Origin of the sequence: Leisingera sp. JC1, assembly GCF_001679925.1 — a bacterium.
Taxonomy (GTDB): Bacteria; Pseudomonadota; Alphaproteobacteria; order Rhodobacterales; family Rhodobacteraceae; genus Leisingera.
Genome location: NZ_LYUZ01000086.1, coordinates 33328 through 53167 on the forward strand (window position 1 = coordinate 33328; position 19840 = coordinate 53167).

A 19840-nucleotide genomic window follows, 5' to 3' on the forward strand; every position below is an offset into this window, starting at 1 on the left:
AAAAGATGGCATGGGGCAGGGGGCAATTTTCAATGCTGAAGCTGAAAGCGGATGCGCAGCCGGCGGCTGAGCCGGTCAAGGTGCGCAGCGCGGCAATCCGGATTGACGGGGTGTCAGCACCAAAGAATATCAAAATCGGTCTGGTCGCCGCCAGCACGGGGCCGGCCAAGGCGAAGCCCGCGGCCGGCGGAACTGCAAAAGACGCCAAGCCCGACAATCCGGTCAGTGCTGCGAAACCCGCCCCCGCGACGCCGGAACCGGCCATGGAACCGCAGCAGTTTGCACCTTTGCCGGCGGAGAGTGGATCTGCGCTACCAAAACTGGGCCTCGCTGCCGCAGGGCTGGCGGTTGCTTCTGCGATGCTGCTCTACTTCCAGTTCGGCGGCAGTGCTCCGTCGGCGGATCAGCCGGTAGCGGCTGAGCAAGCTGTGGCAGAGCTTCCCGCAGGGGCCGCGGCTGCAGCGGGTCTGGAAGGCTCCGCTGCCAGCGGCGAGGATGCATTGGTCGCCCGCATCACCGAAGGCACGCTGGCCGCCCTGCGCAGCAAGCAGGCACAGCCCGCCTCGGCGGTTCAGGATGCGCCGGCCGCGCCTGCCGAGGGTTCGGCGCTTTACAAGATGGTGCTGACCGCCGCCGCGCAGGGCCAGTCCGCGGCCTATATCGACCAGCTGGTGAACGGCGCCTATGAACGTCAGGAAATCACTGTTCCGGCCAGCCTGATCGGCGCTGACGGGCGGGTGGATACCGCAACGCTGCTGGCGCTGTTCGTCGGCAACTAAGACCCATCGGCTGCCGCGCCAGAAAGGCGCTGCCGCGCGGGCAGCAGTTCTGCCCGCGGACCTTAATCAACAACAAAACAACAGGCGCCGCCTGCCATTTCTGCGGATCAGGCGCCGTACACTTCCGGGGGGATCATGAAGACCTTTTTCGCTGCCGCCGCCATTGGGCTGTCCGGCCTCTTTGCCACGTCCGCCGCTGCTGAAACCTGCGGCGGCATCTATACCGTTCAGTCCGGTGACAGCCTGTCGGTGATTGCCGACAAGCTGTACAAGGACGCGGGCAAGTGGAGCGCCATCCACAACCGCAACATCGACCAGATCGGCCCCAAGCCGGGTGCTATCCGGGTCGGCATGAAGCTTTCGCTGGCCTGCCTAGAGGGCCTGCCGCTGGGCCTGCCGGGCGGCAAGGACATCTCCGCCGCCGCCCCCGCATCCGCGGTGCCGGTCAAGGTGGCGCCGGGCAACGCGGCGGTGCGGCAGAAAATCAACCTGCTGACCGGTGATGACTACGCGCCGTTCACGTCCAAAGCCTCGCACAACGGCGGCCTGATCACCGAGGTGGTGAATGCAGCGATGACCCAGGCTGCCCCGGCTGAGGGCTACGCGATCCACTGGGTCAACGACTGGTCCTCGCATTTCGACCCGCTCCTGTCCAACGCTCTGCTGGACCTGGGTTTCCCCTGGTACAAGCCCGACTGCGAGACCATGCCGGACAGCTACCGCTGTCAGAATTTCCACTTCTCTGAACCGATGTTTGAAACCCTGATGCTGCTGTTCGCGCATAAGGACCGGCCGTTTGCGTTCACCAGCGACAGCGACATCGAGGGCAAGACACTGTGCCGCCCCGAGGGTTACCTGACCTTCGATCTGGATGAGCGCGGCCGCAACTGGATCGCCGAGAAGAAAATCACCCTGAAACAGCCGCACAAGGTGAAGGACTGCTTTGACATGGTGGCCGCGGGTGAGGCGGACGCCGTGGCGATCAACGAATTCACCGGCCGCAGCGTGATGAAGGAGGCGGGCATTGCCGACCAGTTCACCGTGCTGCCGCAGCCGCTGTCGGTGCTGGGCATCTATGTGGTGGTGCACAAGACCCACCCGCGCGCGGATGAGATGTTGGCGATGATCAACAAGGGCCTGCGGTCGATTCAGGAGGATGGCAGCTACCAGACCATCGTCGAAGATCACATGGCCCGGATCTGGGCCGGGTTCTGAGGGAGGATGCCTGTATGAGACGGCTTTTCTCACGCCTTTTACAGCTGGCCGCCCTGTTCACCCTGGCGCCGGCAGCTGCCTGGGCGATTTGCGACGTGGACTACGTGGCGCAGCCCGGGGACTCGCTGTTCACGATCGCAGAGACCCATTACGGCGACCGCAACCGCTGGACCATGGTTTACTACGCCAACCAGAAACTGCTGGCCGGTGCCACCGTGCTGCCGGGGCGCAAACTGTTCATCCCCTGCATCACCGGCGCCACCGCGCCGGATGCCACCCCGCTGCGCCAGGAAAAGGCGGAACTGACGCTGCTCACCGGCAGCGGCTACGGCCCCTTCACCGACCGCAGCCTGCCCGGGCAGGGCATGGTAACGGAGCTCATCAACGCTGCGCTGGAACTGGCGCCCGCGCCGGTCAGCTATTCGGTCAGCTGGGAGGACGACTGGTCCAAACACCTGTTCCCGATGCTGGACAAGAAAGAGTTCGACATGGGTTTCCCCTGGCTCAAGCCCGACTGCGCGGCTGAACCGGACAACGAACGCTGCGTGAACTTCCATTTCTCCGAGCCGGTCATGACCATGCCGATCATGCTGTTTGTGCGGGCCGGCGGCGGGTTTGAGTACGCCGCGGACACTGACGTCGAAGGCAAGACCCTATGCCGCCCGGCGGGGTATTTCACCCATGACCTGAACCGTCCTGACCGGCGCTGGCTGGCCGATGGAAAGATCGAACTGGTTCAGCCCGCGACCCCGGCCGACTGTTTTCGAATGGTGGCAGACGGCCAGGTTGATGCCGCGGCGGTAAACCTGTTCCTGGGCGCCAACACGATCGTCGCGGAAGATCTGCGCGACACTGTGGTGCCGCTGGAGAAACCGCTGTCGGAAGAAGGCCTGCATGTGGTGATTTCCAAGCGCCACTGGCGCGGCACCACCCATCTTTACCGGATCAACGCGGGTCTGCAGAACCTGCGCGACAGCGGCCGGTTCGAGGAGATCATGTCGCGCCATCTGGAATTGTTCTGGGCGCAACTGCAGTAAGGTGAGCGGTTGAGGGAGGTCAGGCCGTCAGCGATCTGGCCTCCTGATAGCCGTGATAGGCAGCCTTGACCTCACCCGGGGTGATCCGGTCTGCAGGCCAGGCGCGCTGCAGCAGCAGGTGCTCTGCCAGCACGGCATTTTCGTGAAACAGCTCTTCGGCGGGCTCAGGTGTATCCTGTCCGGGAACATCCCAGATGGCACCTCCGCCTTCCGGATGCAGCGCGTCCTGCGCGTGCTCTTCCTGGCCGCGCGGCGTGTTGTCGGCGGATTCGCTTTTGTCCGGATCGTCAGAGCGGACAACGGGCCGGGCGGTCAGGAAGCCGCGGTTCGGCTTGATAGGATCTACACGTCCTGCAACTGGTATAAACATCACAGAGGGTCCTTCGCAAAGGCATTGAACCGATCTTAAACCGGTTTTTACCACAATAGGCTTAACAGCGTCTTAACATATTCCGCCATTGGAGTTTGTTGCTGTTCCCGCGGTCCGGCTCCGGCTGCGCTCAGCCGATGATCCGCTGCACCTTGGCATAGTTCGCTTCTGCAGCCAGCGCGCTCACCGGCTTGGGGCCGGCCTGGCAGCCATTCATCAGATCCTGATAAAACGCATCCATGTCGATGCCTTTTACCGGGCGCGGTTCCAGCGCTTCTGCCCGGGCAGCTTCGCGGGCGGGGCCGATGTATTGGGTGGTGAGGGCGTCAGCGTGCTCGCCGGCCTGAAGGGCGTCGCGGGCCGGCACCATGCCGTTGGTCAGGGTTGCGTCAGCTGCGGTGCCGGCTGCCGGAGCCTGAATCCGCTTCATCGAGGTATAGAAACCGGCGGTGCTGGAGACTGGTGCAAACATATTACTGACCTTTAGCTCTGTTCTTGAAATTCACTTTAGTAGAATTTGATACAACCTGGCAGGAAACCTTTAGCACTGGTTAACAAGACGTTAACACACCGCTGCCGGCGTGGCTGGGCGGGGCTTGCAGTTCAGGTGGCGGCACAGGAGAATGCAGCCGCCTGCAGGCCGGAGGAAAGACATGATTTCAGCAAGCCTTGAGACGCCCGTTGGACCGCTCAGCGTGTCAGAGCGGGACGGCGCCATCGTGCGGCTGAACTGGACGGCTGAGGCCAGCGGCCAGTCCGCGCTGCTGTCACGGGCGCTGGAGCAGCTGCACGCCTATTTTGCGGGGGAACTGACGGAGTTCGATCTGCCGCTGCAGGTGGCGGGTTCAGACTTCCAACGCGCTGTCTGCGACGCGATGCTGGCGATCCCCTTTGGCGAAACACGCACTTATGGTGATATTGCCAGGGATCTGGGTGCCCCGCCGCAGCCGGTCGGTAATGCCTGTGGCGGCAATCCGATCCCGGTGATCATTCCCTGCCACCGGGTGCTGGGCGCTTCCGGGCTTGGCGGGTTTTCCGGCAAGGGCGGCGTGGAGACCAAGGTGGCGCTGCTGAAACTCGAAGGCGCCGCCAGCCTTCTGATCTGACGCGGCCGGCTGCATCCGGGGCCAGCGTTTTCAGAGGCGCAGGACTCACGACTGCCGGAATACCCGCACTGCCCGAGGCTGTCAGGCCGTGGAAGAGCTGCGGCGTTTTTCCGGCACGATCTGCTGGGCGATGCCGACAAACAGCAGGTAGACCGACGTGACCACCAGCCCCCAATGGGCCCAGCTGGCCGGGTAGAAGTCGACCCAGGCGGCCCAGCCGGCAAAGAAGGTCCAGGCCAGCGCCATAGGCAGCGAAACCTTGCGCCAGCGCACCGTGCGCACGGGATGGATGAACTTCAGCGGCAGGAACATCGCCACGGACAGCAGCGTCACCAGCACAAGGCTGGTCCAATGGCTCGGCTCCAGCGCAAAGATCACCAGCACCGGCATGTTCCACACGCCGGGATAGCCGGAAAAGGAATTGTCTTTGGTCTTCATCCGCGTGTCGGCGTAGTACATCGCACTCCCGAAGGTGATCACGATGATCGCAAACCAGCCGGTCCAGCCTGCCATCAGCCCGGATTGGAACAGGGCGAAGGCAGGGATGAAGACATAGGTCAGGTAGTCGATGATCAGGTCCAGCAGCACCCCGTCGAATTCCGGCGAGTAGCGCTTGACGTGATAGTGCCGCGCCAGCGGCCCGTCGATGCCGTCCACCGCAAAGGCCACCACCAGCCACAGGAACATCAGGCTCCATTTGCCTTCGGCGGCAGCCAGCATGGCCAGCATGGCAAAGACAGCACCGGTGGCGGTCAGCAGATGAACGGAGAGGGCGCGGATCTGAGGTGTCATCCGACCGTGATGGCGAATTTGCCCCGGGCCCGCAACCGTTCAGTGCAAATTTGGGCGGAAATCCGTACCTGCCGGCAGCAGAATTCGGGCCATGCGGCGGCCATACGGCACCGGGTCGGTGATGGCGGGAGAGGAGAAGGGGGAGTTTGCGGGCCGGTCACGTTCCCAAGGCTGTACGCCGGGCGGCGGAGCAGGAGCCGCAGGGGCACCATCGGAAAACGAAACGGCATAGCCGGCACTTGTCATGGCAGAATCCTTTCTGGATCGGTTTCTGCCATCTGGCCTGCAGCGGCTTAACAGAGGCTTGCTGCCAGATGCGCAAAATAGCGCGTATTTTATTAAATCAGGCTGCCTGCCCGTCACCCGCAGCAGCCGTCACCCGCTTGCACCGGCGGGCAGGGGACCGTCCCGTAAGAGCAGAAAACGCAGCAATCGCCGGGCTTTGGCCGCAATAGGGTTTTGCAGGCGGGGCACTCGTGAAACCACTGGCAGGCGTCCTGCGGCATCTCCTCTGCCGCCTCATGCCCGCAGGCGGGGCAGGTCAGGATACTGGTCAGTTCCACTTGCAGGGTTTGTTTGCCGGACATGGGCAGGCCCTCCTGCTGACAGCAAAGGCCAGGCCAGGGGCCCCGGTCAAGTCACGCTTTCGGATGGGCCTTGTTGTAGACCTCCAGCAGATGGGTGGTGTCCACTGCCGTATAGGCCTGGGTGGTCGACAGCGAGGCATGGCCCAAGAGCTCCTGGATCGCGCGCAGGTCGCCGCCTGCCTCCAGCAGATGGGTGGCAAAGCTGTGGCGCAGCGCATGCGGGGTGGCGGTGGCCGGCAGGCCCAGCTGGGCACGCGTCCTGGCCATCACGCCCTGGATCTGGCGCGGGTTCAGCGCGCCGCCGCGCACGCCGCGGAACAGGGGGGCATCTGCCTCCTGCGGATGCGGGCACAGCGACAGGTAACGCTCCACCGCATCGCGGGCGGCGGGCAGCACCGGCACCACGCGTTCCTTCCGGCCTTTGCCCAGGATGCGCAGGACCGGCGGCAGCGGCGCATCCGCCCCTGTCAGCCCCAGGGCCTCGGAAATCCGCAAACCGCAGCCATAAAGCAGCGTTACCACGGCCACGTCGCGGGCAGCGACCCAATCCTGCTGCGACTGCAGCTCAACGGTTTCGAGAACGGCCTTGGCCGCTTCAGGTGCCAACGGGCGGGGCAGTTTCTTCTGAAACTTGGGAGAGCGCGCCAGCAGCACCGCGGCCGGCTCAAACCCTTCGCGCTCCGCCAGCCAGCGGTAGAAATTCTTGACCGCTGACAGCTTGCGTGCCAGCGACCGCGCACCGGTGCCGGAGTTGCGCTCCGAGGCCATCCAGGCCCGCATGTCCGAGGTGGTGATCCGCGCCAGCGCCCCCAGCCCCTGCGGCCCGCCGCTGTGCTGGGTCATGAAAGCCAGAAACGCAGTCACATCGCCGCGGTAGGCGGTCAGCGTGTTGGCCGAGGCGTCCTCCAGCCCGCCCAGCCGCTCCAGCCATAGCTGCAGCGCATCACGGCAGGCGGGGGACATCAGCGTCATGACAGCCAGCAGCGCATCGTGCGTTCAAAGACGCCGCCGAAGAAGGTGAGGAGGTCGGTGCCTTGCATCGGCGAGAACTGATGCGGGTCTTCCGATCCCATCACCAGCATCCCCGGCAGGCGGCCTTCACCCAGGTCCAGCATCAGGCAGGCCTCGGAACGGATCCATTCGGCCTTCATCCCGTAGACCCGAGGGCTGCCGCCCTGGGTCTGGCGCAGGGTGACGGGGCGTTCGCTGCCGGGCTGGCCGGCATAGCTTTCGGTGAAACCGGGGCCTGCCAGCTTCAGCGCGCCGGACTTGCGCTCCACCTCGGCGCCGCCGGGCTGGGTGGTTTCCAGCACCAGCGCCAGCGCATTGACGCGCAGGATCTCCGGCATGTCCTGTTCCAGGCAGGCAAGGAAAGCGGTGAAGTCCCGCGGCTCCAGCAGCCGCAGCACAGCGCGGTGGATCAGGTTGGTGCCGGCCAGGTTGTCATAAGCCGCGGCAATCACCGAGCGGTGCGTGTCTTCCAGCCGGTCCAGCCGCGCCGCCATCCGTTCCATCGCGATGCCGCGCAGGTCAACGACGTTGGACCCCATCGCCCGCTCATTGGCGGCAACCAGGGCGTTCATCAGGTGCTGATCCTCCAGCACCGCATCGGGTTTGGCGAGAATCGCCTCGCGCAACTGGTCTTCCAGGCTGACTGTATTGCTTGAACTGCTCATGTGAACTCTTACGGCTCCGGACCTCTGACGGGTTTGGTGACGTGTATAACACGGGATTTCCCTGATGCTGCGGAAAAATGCGGGGTGTGCGGAAATTGCTGCCGGGGGCGTGCATCAGAGCCCGACCGCACCAGAAGAAACAAAAAAGGCGCCCGGACCGGGGCGCCTTTCGTAAACGTTTGTATCGCGAAACGATCAGAGGATCTTGATCTCAGCCGCCTTGATGTCGGCCAGGAAGGCGTCCAGACCCTTGTCGGTCAGCGGGTGGTTCACCATCGCCTTGATCACGGCGGGCGGCGCGGTGATCACGTCGGCGCCGATGCGGGCCGAATCCAGCACATGATTCACAGACCGGATCGAGGCGGCCAGGATCTGGGTCTCGAAGCCGTAGTTGTCATAGATGGTGCGGATGTCCTCGATCAGCTCCATGCCGTCCAGGTTGATGTCGTCCAGACGCCCGATGAACGGGGAAATGAAGGTCGCGCCCGCCTTAGCCGCCAGCAGCGCCTGGTTGGCGGAGAAACACAGGGTCACGTTCACCATGTGGCCGTCGTCGGTCAGGGTTTTGCACGCTTTCAGGCCGTCCCAGGTCAGCGGAACCTTGACCGCGATGTTCTCGGCGATCTCCACCAGCTTCCGGCCTTCGGCGATCATGGTTTCCGCATCCGTGGCGGTCACTTCCGCCGACACCGGTCCGTCAACCAGATCGCAGATCTCCTTGGTGACCTCGATGATGTCGCGGCCGGATTTCTTGATCAGCGACGGGTTGGTGGTGACACCGTCCACCATGCCCAGATCGTTCAGCTCGGCAATGGCGCCGATCTCGGCAGTATCTACGAAGAATTTCATGGGGCAGTCCTTTGGATGGGTTGGCCTCGGTCGCCACAGCCTTTACCTCATGGAAATACGGGCGGCAACATAGGCAGCAGTATGAGCGGGCAGGAGTTCTTTCAGGCAAGCGAACGGGTTGGGGTTCTGACCACGCAACCCCTTGACCGGCTGCTGGATTACCGCGCGCCGGAGGGCGGCTGCTACCTCGGCGCCTATGTCGAGGTGCCGCTGGGCCCGCGCAAGGTGCTGGGCGTGGTCTGGGGGCCGGGTGCGGGTGACTTCGATTCGGCCAAGCTGCGCTCTGTCATCCGGGTGCTGGATGTGGCGCCGATGCGGACCGAGATGCGCCAGTTTCTGGGCAAAGCTGCCGACTACACCCTGACACCCATGCCCGCGATGCTGCGGCTGGCCACCCGCGCGCCGGGGCTTTCCGATCCGCCCTCGATGCGCAAGATCCTGCGCCGGGGCGAGGGCGTGCCGGACCGGATGACCGACGCCCGCACCCGTGTGCTGGAGGTGCTGGAGGAGTACGGCGGCCTCGCCTTCACCCCCAAGGAACTGGCGGAAATGGCCGATGTGACGCCGTCAGTGGTGAAGGGGCTGGTCAAGCAGGGCGCCCTGCGTGAGGAGGAAGCCCCCCGCGACACGCCTTATCCGCATTTGGATCCGGAACTGCCCTCCAAGCAACTGACCGAGGATCAGGCCAAGGCCGCTGCCGCGCTGGCCGAGGGCGTCCATAGCGGGCGTTACGGCACCACGCTCCTCAAGGGCGTCACCGGCTCCGGCAAGACCGAGGTCTATCTGGAGGCCGTCGCCGCCGCCCTGCGCGCCGGGCGGCAGGCGCTGGTGCTGCTGCCGGAAATCGCGCTGACCGCCGAGTTTCTGACCCGCGTCGAGGCGCGCTTTGGTGCCAAACCGGCGGAATGGCACTCCGGCGCCACCATGACCGAACGCCGCCGGGTCTGGAAAATGGTCGGGCAGGGCGCGGCCCAGCTGGTGATCGGCGCCCGCTCGGCGCTGTTCCTGCCGTTCCGCGACCTCGGCCTGATCATCGTCGATGAGGAGCACGACACCTCCTACAAGCAGGAGGACGGAGTCCTGTACAACGCCCGCGACATGGCAGTGCTTCGTGCCGCCATGTGCTCGGCGCAGGTCGTGCTGGCCTCGGCCACGCCGTCGCTGGAGACCTGGGCCAATGCCGAAGCCGGCAAGTACAACCGCCTGAACCTCACCTCCCGCTTCGGCGCCTCGGTGCTGCCCGACATGCGTGCGGTGGATATGCGATCCGAGGACCTGATGCCCTCCACCTGGATTTCGCCGACCCTGAAACAGGCGATGAAACTCAGGATGGAGCGCGGTGAGCAATCGCTGTTGTTCCTGAACCGGCGCGGCTTTGCCCCGGTCACAATCTGCCGTGCCTGCGGCGCCCAGGTGGCCTGCGACCACTGCGACGCGCGGATGGTGGAGCACCGCTTCATGAAGCGGCTGATGTGCCACCAGTGCGGCGAGACCAAACCGGTGCCTGAAGCCTGCCCTTCCTGCGAGGTGGAGGGCAAGATGGCCCCGGTCGGCCCCGGCATCGAACGGCTGGCGGAGGAAGCCACCGCCCTGTTCCCGGAGGCCCGCATCGCGGTTCTCAGCTCCGACCTGTTCGGTTCCGCCCATGCGCTGAAGCAGCGGATCGAGGAAATCGCCGTGGGCGAGGCCGACATCATCCTCGGCACCCAGCTGGTCGCCAAGGGCCACAACTTCCCGCTCTTGACGCTGGTGGGGGTGATCGACGCCGACCTTGGCCTGCAGGGCTCCGACCTGCGCGCGGCGGAGCGGACCTTTCAGCTGATGCGCCAGGTGGCGGGCCGGGCAGGGCGCGCCGAACGGCCGGGCGAGGCGCTGATGCAGACCTTCCAGCCCGAACACCCGGTGATCCGGGCGATCCTGTCGGGGGATGAGGAAAGCTTCTGGAAAGCCGAAGCAGCCGAGCGCCAGGCGGCAGGCGTGCCGCCCTATGGCCGGATGGCCGGGATCATCCTGTCGGGGCCGGATCTGGCAGCGGTTTTTGACCTTGGCAACGCCATGGCCCGCAACGACGGCCCGCTGCGCCAGATCGGTGCCCAGCTTTTCGGCCCGGCACCTGCGCCCATTGCCCGCGTCCGCGGCCGCCACCGGGTTCGCCTGCTGGTCAAGGCTCCGAAAGGCGTACCGTTGCAAGAGGCGCTGGCCCGCTGGACCGCGCCGCTGCGCCTCAAGGGCGACTTGCGCCTCAGCATCGACATTGACCCGCAGAGCTTTTTCTGAGACCGGGCAGGGGGCTTTGCCCCCGGCCTGCGGCCTCCACTGGGGGTACTTCTGACCAGAAAGAAGCGGGCTTCCTCTTGCCGCAAGTATCCCGGAGCGCGAGGCAGGGCCTCGCGTGGGACACCTCTGCGCGCTGATGCGGAGCTTAATGTGCAGGCGGGTTTTCCCTCTCGCCAGACCGGCGGAACAGGCGTAAACCCTTGCTCATGTTCAAACCGATGCCCCTTTCCGAGGCTCAGGGCCTCCCGTTCTGGCGCCGTCCCGTGACGCTTCTGTTCCTGATGGCGCTGGCGATGCCGATTGCCTTCAACACCTGGAGCGCGCTGCTCAACAACTTCGTGATCGAGGCGGCCAATTTCGACGGTGCCGACATCGGCCTGTTGCACACGGTGCGCGAGATCCCCGGCTTCCTGGCCGTTGGTGTGATCGCGGTGATCCTGTTCGTGCGCGAGCAGGTGCTGGGGCTGATCTCTTTGGTGATGCTGGGGGTGGCCACCGCGGTCACCGCCTGGTTCCCGTCGCTCGGCGGCCTCCTGATGGTGACGCTGCTCAGCTCTATCGGCTTTCACTACTACGAGACGGTGAACCAGTCGCTGCAGCTGCAATGGCTGCCCAAGGACCGCGCGCCGCAGACGCTGGGCTGGCTGGTCGCAGCCGGGTCGGCAGCAACGCTGGTGGTCTACGGGCTGATCGTGTTGACCTGGGAAAGCCTGGGTCTCAGCTATAACACTGTGTTCCTGGCCGCAGGCGGGCTGACCGCTGCAATCGCACTGTTTGCGCTCTTGGCTTATCCGCAGTTCGACGCACCGCATCCGCAGACCAAGAAGCTGATCCTACGCAAACGCTATTGGCTCTATTACGCGCTGCAGTTCATGGCGGGCGCCCGGCGGCAGATCTTCGTGGTCTTCGCAGGTTTCATGATGGTCGAGAAATTCGGCTTCGAGGTGCATGAACTCACCGGCCTCTACCTCATAAACCTGGTGATCAACATGACCGTGGCGCCGATGCTGGGCAAGGCCGTCGCCGCCTTTGGCGAACGCCGCACGCTGATTTTCGAATACGCAGGCCTGGCCATCGTCTTTGCGGCCTATGGCGGCATCTACTGGTTTGGCTGGGGCGTGGTGATTGCGGCCGTGCTTTATGTGGTCGACCATGTGCTGTTTGCCCTGGCGCTGGCGCTCAAGACCTATTTCCAGAAGATCGCCGACCCGGGTGACATCGCCCCGACTGCCGCCGTAGCCTTTACCATCAACCATATCGCGGCGGTGTTCCTGCCGGTGCTGCTGGGCCTCCTCTGGGTCTATGAACCGGGCCTGGTCTTTGCCCTGGCAGCCGCCATGGCGCTGGTGTCGCTGTCCCTGTCGCTGCTGATCCCGCGCCATCCGGAACCGGGGAACGAGACCATCTTCAGCAAATACGCGCGGCCTGCGCCGGCGGAATGACCCTTCCGCCCCGCCAGGGGGCGGAGCGCCCGCGCATGAGCTGAGCGCGGGCGCTGCCTGGCTTGCAGCCAGGCGGGCGCTTGACGAGAAGGCCGCGGCGGCCTAGGCGCTTGGCAACAGTTTCAGGAGCGACGCCATGCCCACATACACCGCCCTCACCACCCTTTCCGCAAAAGCCCGGGCCGAAGCGCTGGGTGAAGCCATGGAGCGGCTCATCCCGGAGCCCACCGGCATCGGCGTCTTTGAGATGGAAGACGGTTCCGGCCTGTGGGAGGTCGGCGGTTATTTCACCGAAGCGCCGGATGAGGCAGGCCTCGCCCTGCTGGCCGCGATGCATGAGGCCAAGCCCTTTGTGGTCTCCGAGGTGCCGGAAACCGACTGGGTTGCCCATGTGCGCCGCGAGCTGGCGCCGGTCGAGGCGGGCCGCTTCTTTGTCTACGGCTCCCATGACGCGGACAAGCTGCCGGCGGACAAGATCCCGCTGCTGATCGAGGCGGCAATGGCGTTCGGCACCGGCCACCACGGCACCACGCTGGGTTGCCTCAAGGCGCTGGACCATTTGCTGGACGAGGGCTTCAGCGGCGAAAAAGTGGCCGACATCGGCTGCGGCACCGCGGTGCTGGCGATGGCCGCCGCCCGGGTCTGGGACGGCACCATCCTGGCCAGCGACATTGATGAGGTGGCGGTCGAGGTGGCTGAGGCCAACCTCAAGGCCAATGGCATGGAAAGCCAGGTCGCCTGCCTGGAGGCAGCCGGTTTCGACAACCCTCAACTGCAGGAACAGGCCCCCTACGACCTGATCTTCGCCAACATCCTGAAGGGGCCGCTGGTGGCCCTGGCGCCTGACCTGACAGCGAATCTGCGCCCCGGCGGTTATGCGATTCTCTCCGGAATCCTGAATGAGCAGGCTGATGACGTGGTCAGCGTTTATGCACAGAACGGCGCCAATCTGGCGCGCCGGGACGAAATTGGTGAATGGACAACGTTACTTCTCCGTAAAACGGATTGATTGAACTAAGTTTGCGGCAAATTTGAGAGGCTTGCCCCATTTTTGCCGCATTTTTAGCCAATCATGGGCCATCCGCTGGTGGGGGCCAGTTCGGAGACTAGTGATGGTCGAACATCGTGATCAGTTTCAGTCGCGGTTGAAGCAAATCAACCGCAAGCATGCGGCCTTGTCTGAGGGGTTTTCCGCAAAGATGCGGCCGGACGGGCTTTTGGTGATTCAGCCGCGCCGTGTGCAGTCCCGGATCTCGGCCCGCACGGTGGTGTTCTTCACCGCCGCCTTTCTGCTGTTCAAGGGGTTCCTGATCGCAGCGCTTGGTTCGGCCAGCTATGATGACCGGGTTGTGAAGCTGGCAGGGGGCAGCGCGGTCGAACGTGCCGGCGCCTTCCTTATGCAGGCAGAACCCGCTTCCCTATACATCGCTCAGAAGATCGGGCCGGTTCTGCGCTAAGCGCTACCCCGCTCTGAAGACGAATACCAAAGGCCGCTGGCAGAGCAGCGGCCTTTTTCGTGTTCTCTCCGGCCCGCTGGGGCTTCAGGCAACAAAAAACGCCGCGGCCTGTTCAGGTCCGCGGCGTTTCCCTGTGCGCCCCCAAGGGAGGAGGAGGGCGAAATCAGGGGTGTCTTAGAAGACGGTCTTGCCGGTGGCCACGCCATCGATGTCGCCGCGGCACATGCCGATGTCGGCCAGCTCGCGGTCGGACAGGCCATTCAGCGCGTTGCGGGTCACGCGGGCGTCGTTCCAGGCGGCGAATGCGCCGGTTGCGGCGGCAACCAGAGCGCCGAGACGGCCAAACAGGCCGGTGGAACCATAGGTGGTGCGGGTGGTATCAAATGCGGCCATATCCGTGTCCTCTGATTAGCTGTTAGCATCCGTCGCGTTATTGCGATGGCGGGCATCTAGTGGCGAAATATTTGCCCGGCAAGGCCTGAAATTGCATGTGTCATATGCGCTGTGCGCATAGCTGTTCGCCTTGTAAATAAGGGGTTTACGGTGCGGTGCTGAACAGGGGCGGAAATGTCGTTCCCGCTGGTGCGAAAGGTCGTTTCCAGGCCGCAGAAGCACGCTTCCCGGAAACAATCGGCTATGAAAGCAATTGGACATGTTCGCGTTTTGTGCTAACCGTGGGTCAAAATAATTTCCGGCAAACGGGCCGGCATGCGGGCAGGGGCAGGCACATCATGCGGATTTTGGGAATTGATCCGGGGTTGCGGAACCTTGGATGGGGTGTGATCGAATCGCGCGGCTCCCGCCTCAGCCATGTCGCCAACGGTGTTTGCACCTCCGACGGCGATGATCTGGGCGAACGCCTCCTGTCGCTGCACAATCAGGTCACTGAGATCATCGAAGCCTTTGCTCCGGACCAGGCGGCAATTGAACAGACCTTCGTAAACAAGGACGGCGCCGGCACGCTGAAGCTGGGCCAGGCCCGCGGCGTGGCGCTCTTGACGCTGGCCAAGGCCGGGCTGGTTGTGGGCGAATACGCCCCCAACCGCGTGAAGAAAACTGTGGTGGGCGTCGGCCACGCCGAGAAGGAACAGGTGATGCATATGGTCAAGCTGCAGCTGCCAGGCTGTCTGCCGAAGAACGCCGATGCGGCAGATGCGCTGGCGATTGCCATCTGCCACGCCTATTACGGCGGCACGCAGCAGCGCCAGCTGAAGGAGAAACGCGCATGATCGGCAAACTGACGGGACGGCTCGACTACCGGGCGCAGGACCATGTGCTGATCGACGTGCGCGGCGTCGGCTATATCGTCTACTGCTCCGACCGCACCATGGCGGCTTTGCCGGGTGTGGGCGAAGCCATCGCGCTTTATACTGACATGGTGGTGCGCGAGGATCTGATGCAGCTCTACGGCTTCACCTCGCTGGTGGAGAAGGAATGGCACCGCCTGCTGACCTCGGTGCAGGGGGTGGGCGCCAAGGTGTCGCTGGCCATTCTTGGCGCGCTGGGGCCGGACGGGGTGAGCCGCGCGATTGCACTGGGGGACTGGGCCACGGTCAAGGCCGCCAAGGGTGTCGGTCCCAAGACCGCGCAGCGCATCGTGCTGGACCTCAAGGACAAGGCGCCGGGCGTGATGGCAATGGGTGGCACAGTCGTGGATGCGATGGATGGCCCGGGTCTGGAGGTGGTGGAGGATGCCGATCCTGCGCCTGCCGCCAAACCAGCCCGCAAGTCACCGCCGAAGAAGCCCTCGGGCGCGGCCGCTGCCTCCGCCGGGGCGCTGTCGGCCTTGGGCAATCTGGGCTATGGCCCCTCGGATGCGGCAGCAGCGGTTGCCGAAGCGGCGGCGACCTATCCGGACGCGGATGAGCCGGAACTGATCCGCGCCGCGCTGCGGCTGCTGGCGCCAAAGGGGTGATGTAAGTTGTTGCGGATATCGGATGCCCGACCCGGCCGGGAGGCCGGGCAGCGCCCGTCCCGCCCCCCGTCAAACCGAAGGTTTGCCTTCGGCAAAACGGGCGGGCGCTTCGCTTCCTGCCCCGCCGGGACGGGCGCTGCCCTTTCCGCGTTCCCTCTAGTTGCGGAAACACTGATATGATTGACGCCGACCCCGCCCTGCGCCCCGAACCGCTGCCGGAAGACAACGACCGCGCCCTGCGCCCGCAGGGGCTGGGTGAGTTCATCGGCCAGGCCGAGGCCCGCGCTAACCTGCGCGTTTTCATCGAAAGCGCCCGCCGCCGCGGCGAGGCGATGGATCACACGCTGTTCCACGGGCCCCCGGGCCTCGGCAAGACCACCCTGGCGCAGATCGTGGCGCGCGAGCTGGGGGTGAACTTCCGCATGACCTCCGGCCCGGTGCTGGCCAAGGCAGGCGACCTGGCGGCAATCCTCACTAACCTCGAAGCCCGCGACGTCTTGTTCATCGACGAAATCCACCGGCTGAACCCGGCGGTGGAGGAAGTGCTTTATCCTGCGATGGAGGACTTCGAGCTGGACCTGGTGATCGGCGAAGGCCCGGCGGCCCGTACCGTGCGGATTGAGCTGCAGCCCTTCACCCTGGTCGGCGCCACCACTCGCATGGGCCTCTTGACCACGCCGCTGCGCGACCGCTTCGGCATTCCGACCCGGCTGCAATTCTACACTATTGATGAGCTGTTTGAGATCGTCAGCCGCAATGCCCGCAAACTTGGTGCCCCGGCCGATGACGCCGGCGCCCGCGAAATCGCGCGGCGCGCCCGCGGCACCCCTAGGATCGCCGGGCGGCTCCTGCGCCGCGTGGTGGACTTCGCGGTTGTCGAGGGCGATGGCACCATCACCCGGGAGCTGGCCGACGGTGCCCTGACGCGGCTGGGGGTGGACCAGCTGGGGCTGGACGGCGCCGACAGGCGTTATCTGAAGCTAATTGCGGAAAACTACGGCGGCGGCCCGGTGGGGATTGAGACGATCTCCGCGGCCCTCAGCGAGAGCCGCGACGCGCTGGAGGAGGTGATCGAGCCCTATCTCTTGCAGCAGGGACTGATCCAGCGCACCCCGCGCGGGCGGATGCTGGCGCAAAAGGCCTGGACCCACCTGGGAATGCCGCCGCCGCGCAGCCAGAACGACCTTTTCGGGTAACACCGGTGCGCTGCCGCGCGGCGTGGCTGTGCCATGCCTGGGCCGCGCCGCGCCAGCGGCGCTTGGCCCAAGGCTGGTTCCGGCGGCCTGGTGCAGCCAGGAGGCCGGACAGACGCGGGAGCCGGCCCCCTTGCCGCCGCGCGGCACAGACGGCATAGACGGGACAGCACCAAGGAGACGAAAATGACCGCCCAGCTGCCAGACCTGACGCCGGAACAGATCGAAGCCCTGTTCACCCGCCACGACGGCGCCTACGCCTTTGCCCGCTGGGGGCGGCCGGTGGCGCCGATCGTGTTCGGGGTGCAGGACGAGACCCTGAAAACCGTCAAGGGCGCGCTGGAGGCGGTGATGACGCTGGCGGGCCACCAGATGGCCGAGACCGACCCGGAGCTGGGCTCGAACCTGATGTTTTTCTTCTTCCGTGACTGGGATGAGCTGCTGGAGGTGCCGGATCTCGACCGGCTGATCCCGGGGCTGCAGCCGCTGGTCGGGCGGCTGAAGGCGGGTGATGCCAGCCAGTACCGCGCCTTCCGGTTTGACGATCAGGGCGGCATTAAGGCGGCGTTTGTGTTCCTGCGGATGCAGGGCACGATGGCGCAGATGCCGGCCGAGACGCTGGCGCTGACCCAAGCGGTGCAGGTGGCGCTGATGTGGGGTGATGCGGCCTTTGCCGAGGCGTCGCCGCTGGCGGTGCTGCCGGAAACCGGCGCCACCATCCTGCGGCCCGAAATCGCGGGGGTGATTGCTGCGGCCTATGACCGGATGATGCCGGTGGCGGCAGAGGATAAATCCCACGCCGTGCGGCTGTTCGCCCGCCTGCAAGCCCCGGCGGAACCGCCGCAGAGCTGATGCGCGCCTTTGCCGGACTGCCGCTGCCGGACGCAGCCCTGGATGCGCTGGAACGGGTGCAGGAGGGGCTGACCGTGGGCCGCCACGTCCCGGCAGAGAACATGCACCTGACGCTGGCCTTCCTCGATGACCAGCCGGAGGCCGGACTGCAGACCCTGCATCAGCTGCTGGCAGAGATCAGTGCGCCGCCCTTGCAGCTCACCTTCCGCGGGCTGGACACCTTTGGCGGCAAGCTGCCGCGGGTGCTGGCGGCGGAAGTGCAAAAAACGCCGGAGCTGGCGCATCTGCGTGACCGGGTGCGCAGTGCCTGCCGCACCGCCGGGATCGATCTGCCGCGCGAACGCTTCCGCCCGCATGTGACGCTGGCGCGTTTTCCCCGGCACCTGGAGGCCGGGCAGGTGGAAAAGATCGCCCGTTTCCTGTCCGCAACAGCGGAGTTCGGGCTGGAATGCGAAGCTGCCAGTTTCACCTTGTTCCAGTCAACGCTGGCGCCGGAAGGGGCGCGCTATGACGTGCTGGCGGAGTACTCTCTGGCGGGATGAGCCGCTTGCAGCGGTTTGGCGCCGCCCATAGGGTGCGCGGGCAAACGCGAGGAGCAGGCAATGAACCACCAATTTCCCGTCCGGGTCTACTACGAGGACACCGACATGGGCGGGATCGTCTATCACGCCAATTACCTGCGCTTCATCGAGCGCGCCCGCAGCGACTGGGTGCGCGGCATCGGGGTGGATCAGAACGCCATGCGCGAGGCCGGGCTGATCTATGTGGTGCGCCGGATCGAGGCGGACTACCTGGCGCCTGCCAAATTTGACGAGGAGCTGCTGGTCACCACCTCCGTGCACAACGTCACACCCGCCCGGATGGTCCTGAATCAGGAGGTCACGCGGGACGGGCAGGTGCTGTTCCGGGCCCAGGTCACCATCGTCTGCATCACCACGGGCGGCAAACCGGCCCGGCTTCCGGCAGAGATTCGCGCATTACGGTAACATTTGGCGTCCGCGCGCCTGTTTTATTGGCCTTTGCCATTGAACTGCGCTAGCGTCTTGCCAAATAAGGCCGGATAAACGGCCGGGAAAAACCGTAGAGCAGGCGAATGGAAGCAGAAACTCTGGCGCTGGCGCAGGAGATTGATTTCTCCATGTGGGGCCTTTTCGCGCGGGCCACCGTAACCGTGAAACTGGTGATGCTGATGCTGGTGGGGGCCTCGATCTGGTCCTGGGGCATCATCATCCAGAAAACCATCAACTACCGTCTTGCCCGCAGGGAAGCGGACGCTTTTGACCGGGCATTCTGGTCCGGCAATCCGCTGGATGAGCTGTTCGACAAGGTCGGCGCAGAGCCGCCGGGCCAGGCCGCGCGCATCTTTTCCGCAGGGATGACGGAATGGCGCCGCAGCCACCGCAGCGATGGCGGGCTGATCCCCGGTGCGCAGGCGCGCATCGACCGCTCGATGGACGTGGCCATCGCCAAGGAGACCGAAGGCTTGCAGGGCGGGCTGTCGGTGCTGGCAACCGTCGGCTCCACCGCGCCGTTTGTGGGCCTGTTCGGCACCGTCTGGGGCATCATGACTGCCTTCATCGAGATTGCCGAGCAGCAGAACACCAACCTCGCCGTTGTGGCGCCGGGCATTGCCGAGGCGCTGATGGCAACCGGCCTTGGTCTCTTGGCCGCGATCCCGGCGGTGGTTTTCTACAACAAGCTGAGCGCGGACAGCGACCGCATCATCGGCGGCTATGAGGCCTTTGCCGACGAGTTCGCCACCATCCTCAGCCGCCAGCTGGATTCCTGAGGCCATGGGCGCCGCAGTCCAGCAGCCTTCGGGAGGCGGCAACCGCCGCCGGGGCCGCCGCCGCGGGCGCGGCCGCCCGATGTCCGAGATCAACGTGACGCCCTTTGTGGACGTCATGCTGGTGCTTCTGATCATCTTCATGGTGGCCGCCCCGCTGATGACCGTCGGTGTGCCGGTGGAACTGCCCAAGACCGCTGCAGGCGCCTTGCCCGGCGACGAGGAAGAGCCGCTCACTGTCACAATGACTGCCGAGGGCGGGGTGGAGATCCAGACCACCCCGGTCGCGCGCGAGGAACTGGTGGCCAAACTGCGGGCGATTGCGGCTGAGCGGTCGTCTGACCGGGTTTTCCTGCGCGCCGACGGGCGGATCGCCTATTCGGACGTGATGCAGGTGATGGGCGCGCTGAATGCGGGCGGTTTTTCCAACGTGGGGCTGGTGACGGACACTGGCGGTCCGGCGCTGGACGGGCAGCGGGCCGGAAGCACAGGGCAGTAGGCGGGGCG

General features: G+C 65.1%; 24 protein-coding genes. 16 read left to right on the forward strand and 8 right to left on the reverse strand.

What is annotated here, in order from left to right; translation table 11 throughout:
• Positions 1–32 precede the first annotated feature (32 nt).
• From A9D60_RS11135 to A9D60_RS11145, 3 genes are all read left to right on the forward strand, one after another.
• On the forward strand, positions 33–779 hold the full coding sequence (locus A9D60_RS11135) for a hypothetical protein (RefSeq protein ID WP_065267664.1): 747 nt from the start codon (positions 33–35) through the stop codon (positions 777–779).
• Between the two features lie 135 nt (positions 780–914).
• Positions 915–1994, forward strand: a complete 1080-nt coding sequence (locus tag A9D60_RS11140; RefSeq protein WP_065267665.1) for a transporter substrate-binding domain-containing protein — start codon at positions 915–917, stop codon at positions 1992–1994.
• 14 nt (positions 1995–2008) lie between these two features.
• The gene (locus tag A9D60_RS11145) at positions 2009–3031 is read left to right on the forward strand and encodes a transporter substrate-binding domain-containing protein (protein ID WP_065267666.1); all 1023 of its coding nucleotides are present in this window, start codon (positions 2009–2011) and stop codon (positions 3029–3031) included.
• Between the two features lie 19 nt (positions 3032–3050).
• Here the strand turns inward: A9D60_RS11145 and A9D60_RS11150 are convergent, their stop codons facing one another.
• Positions 3051–3401 (reverse strand): hypothetical protein, encoded by a 351-nt coding sequence (locus tag A9D60_RS11150; protein WP_065267667.1) that lies wholly within the window; start codon positions 3399–3401, stop codon positions 3051–3053.
• 130 nt (positions 3402–3531) lie between these two features.
• The gene (locus tag A9D60_RS11155) at positions 3532–3873 is read right to left on the reverse strand and encodes a hypothetical protein (RefSeq protein ID WP_065267668.1); all 342 of its coding nucleotides are present in this window, start codon (positions 3871–3873) and stop codon (positions 3532–3534) included.
• Positions 3874–4054: 181 nt separating this feature from the next.
• Between A9D60_RS11155 and A9D60_RS11160 the strand changes: the two genes are divergently transcribed.
• Positions 4055–4507, forward strand: a complete 453-nt coding sequence (locus A9D60_RS11160) for a methylated-DNA--[protein]-cysteine S-methyltransferase (RefSeq protein ID WP_065267669.1) — start codon at positions 4055–4057, stop codon at positions 4505–4507.
• 81 nt (positions 4508–4588) lie between these two features.
• Here A9D60_RS11160 and A9D60_RS11165 read toward each other — a convergent pair whose 3' ends face one another.
• The 5 genes from A9D60_RS11165 to fsa form a co-directional block, all read right to left on the reverse strand.
• Positions 4589–5299, reverse strand: a complete 711-nt coding sequence (locus tag A9D60_RS11165; RefSeq protein ID WP_065267670.1) for a CDP-alcohol phosphatidyltransferase family protein — start codon at positions 5297–5299, stop codon at positions 4589–4591.
• A gap of 359 nt (positions 5300–5658) precedes the next feature.
• Positions 5659–5886 (reverse strand): GDCCVxC domain-containing (seleno)protein, encoded by a 228-nt coding sequence (locus A9D60_RS11170; protein WP_065267671.1) that lies wholly within the window; start codon positions 5884–5886, stop codon positions 5659–5661.
• Positions 5887–5937: 51 nt separating this feature from the next.
• A complete protein-coding gene (locus A9D60_RS11175) occupies positions 5938–6858 on the reverse strand; it encodes a tyrosine recombinase XerC (RefSeq protein ID WP_065267672.1) in 921 nt (306 codons plus the stop codon).
• Positions 6855–7562 (reverse strand): DUF484 family protein, encoded by a 708-nt coding sequence (locus tag A9D60_RS11180; protein WP_065267673.1) that lies wholly within the window; start codon positions 7560–7562, stop codon positions 6855–6857. Before A9D60_RS11180 ends, A9D60_RS11175 begins: the two co-directional genes overlap by 4 nt.
• A gap of 195 nt (positions 7563–7757) precedes the next feature.
• On the reverse strand, positions 7758–8411 hold the full coding sequence (fsa, locus tag A9D60_RS11185; protein WP_039193374.1) for a fructose-6-phosphate aldolase: 654 nt from the start codon (positions 8409–8411) through the stop codon (positions 7758–7760).
• A gap of 81 nt (positions 8412–8492) precedes the next feature.
• On the opposite strand from fsa, the gene A9D60_RS11190 reads away from it, so the two are divergent.
• The 4 genes from A9D60_RS11190 (at position 8493) to A9D60_RS11205 (ending at position 13587) form a co-directional block, all read left to right on the forward strand.
• Complete coding sequence (locus tag A9D60_RS11190; protein WP_065267674.1) at positions 8493–10688, forward strand: primosomal protein N'; 2196 nt, start codon at positions 8493–8495, stop codon at positions 10686–10688.
• Between the two features lie 206 nt (positions 10689–10894).
• Positions 10895–12130 carry an MFS transporter gene (locus A9D60_RS11195; RefSeq protein WP_065267675.1) on the forward strand — a complete coding sequence of 412 codons (1236 nt, stop codon included), beginning with the start codon at positions 10895–10897 and terminating at the stop codon, positions 12128–12130.
• A 136-nt stretch (positions 12131–12266) separates the two neighbouring features.
• Complete coding sequence (locus A9D60_RS11200; RefSeq protein ID WP_065267676.1) at positions 12267–13139, forward strand: 50S ribosomal protein L11 methyltransferase; 873 nt, start codon at positions 12267–12269, stop codon at positions 13137–13139.
• Positions 13140–13242: 103 nt separating this feature from the next.
• Complete coding sequence (locus A9D60_RS11205) at positions 13243–13587, forward strand: hypothetical protein (RefSeq protein WP_065267677.1); 345 nt, start codon at positions 13243–13245, stop codon at positions 13585–13587.
• A gap of 174 nt (positions 13588–13761) precedes the next feature.
• Here the strand turns inward: A9D60_RS11205 and A9D60_RS11210 are convergent, their stop codons facing one another.
• Positions 13762–13980 (reverse strand): DUF1127 domain-containing protein, encoded by a 219-nt coding sequence (locus A9D60_RS11210; RefSeq protein ID WP_065267678.1) that lies wholly within the window; start codon positions 13978–13980, stop codon positions 13762–13764.
• Between the two features lie 338 nt (positions 13981–14318).
• Here A9D60_RS11210 and ruvC point away from each other — a divergent pair, with 338 nt between their 5' ends.
• The 8 genes from ruvC to tolR all read left to right on the forward strand — a co-directional run bounded on the left by ruvC (position 14319) and on the right by tolR (position 19832).
• Positions 14319–14816, forward strand: coding sequence for a crossover junction endodeoxyribonuclease RuvC (gene ruvC / locus A9D60_RS11215; protein WP_065267679.1), 498 nt, complete (start codon positions 14319–14321; stop codon positions 14814–14816).
• Positions 14813–15502 (forward strand): Holliday junction branch migration protein RuvA, encoded by a 690-nt coding sequence (gene ruvA, locus A9D60_RS11220; protein ID WP_065267680.1) that lies wholly within the window; start codon positions 14813–14815, stop codon positions 15500–15502. The genes ruvC and ruvA overlap by 4 nt, the downstream gene beginning before the upstream one ends.
• 176 nt (positions 15503–15678) lie before the next feature.
• On the forward strand, positions 15679–16698 hold the full coding sequence (gene ruvB, locus A9D60_RS11225) for a Holliday junction branch migration DNA helicase RuvB (RefSeq protein ID WP_019298099.1): 1020 nt from the start codon (positions 15679–15681) through the stop codon (positions 16696–16698).
• Positions 16699–16881: 183 nt separating this feature from the next.
• The gene (locus A9D60_RS11230) at positions 16882–17547 is read left to right on the forward strand and encodes a hypothetical protein (RefSeq protein WP_065267681.1); all 666 of its coding nucleotides are present in this window, start codon (positions 16882–16884) and stop codon (positions 17545–17547) included.
• Complete coding sequence (gene thpR, locus A9D60_RS11235; protein ID WP_065267682.1) at positions 17547–18089, forward strand: RNA 2',3'-cyclic phosphodiesterase; 543 nt, start codon at positions 17547–17549, stop codon at positions 18087–18089. The genes A9D60_RS11230 and thpR overlap by 1 nt, the downstream gene beginning before the upstream one ends.
• A 60-nt stretch (positions 18090–18149) precedes the next feature.
• Positions 18150–18533 carry a tol-pal system-associated acyl-CoA thioesterase gene (ybgC, locus tag A9D60_RS11240; RefSeq protein ID WP_065267683.1) on the forward strand — a complete coding sequence of 128 codons (384 nt, stop codon included), beginning with the start codon at positions 18150–18152 and terminating at the stop codon, positions 18531–18533.
• A gap of 107 nt (positions 18534–18640) precedes the next feature.
• Complete coding sequence (gene tolQ, locus A9D60_RS11245) at positions 18641–19336, forward strand: protein TolQ (RefSeq protein ID WP_065267684.1); 696 nt, start codon at positions 18641–18643, stop codon at positions 19334–19336.
• A 4-nt stretch (positions 19337–19340) separates the two neighbouring features.
• Positions 19341–19832 (forward strand): protein TolR, encoded by a 492-nt coding sequence (gene tolR / locus A9D60_RS11250; RefSeq protein WP_065267685.1) that lies wholly within the window; start codon positions 19341–19343, stop codon positions 19830–19832.
• Positions 19833–19840: the final 8 nt, after the last annotated feature.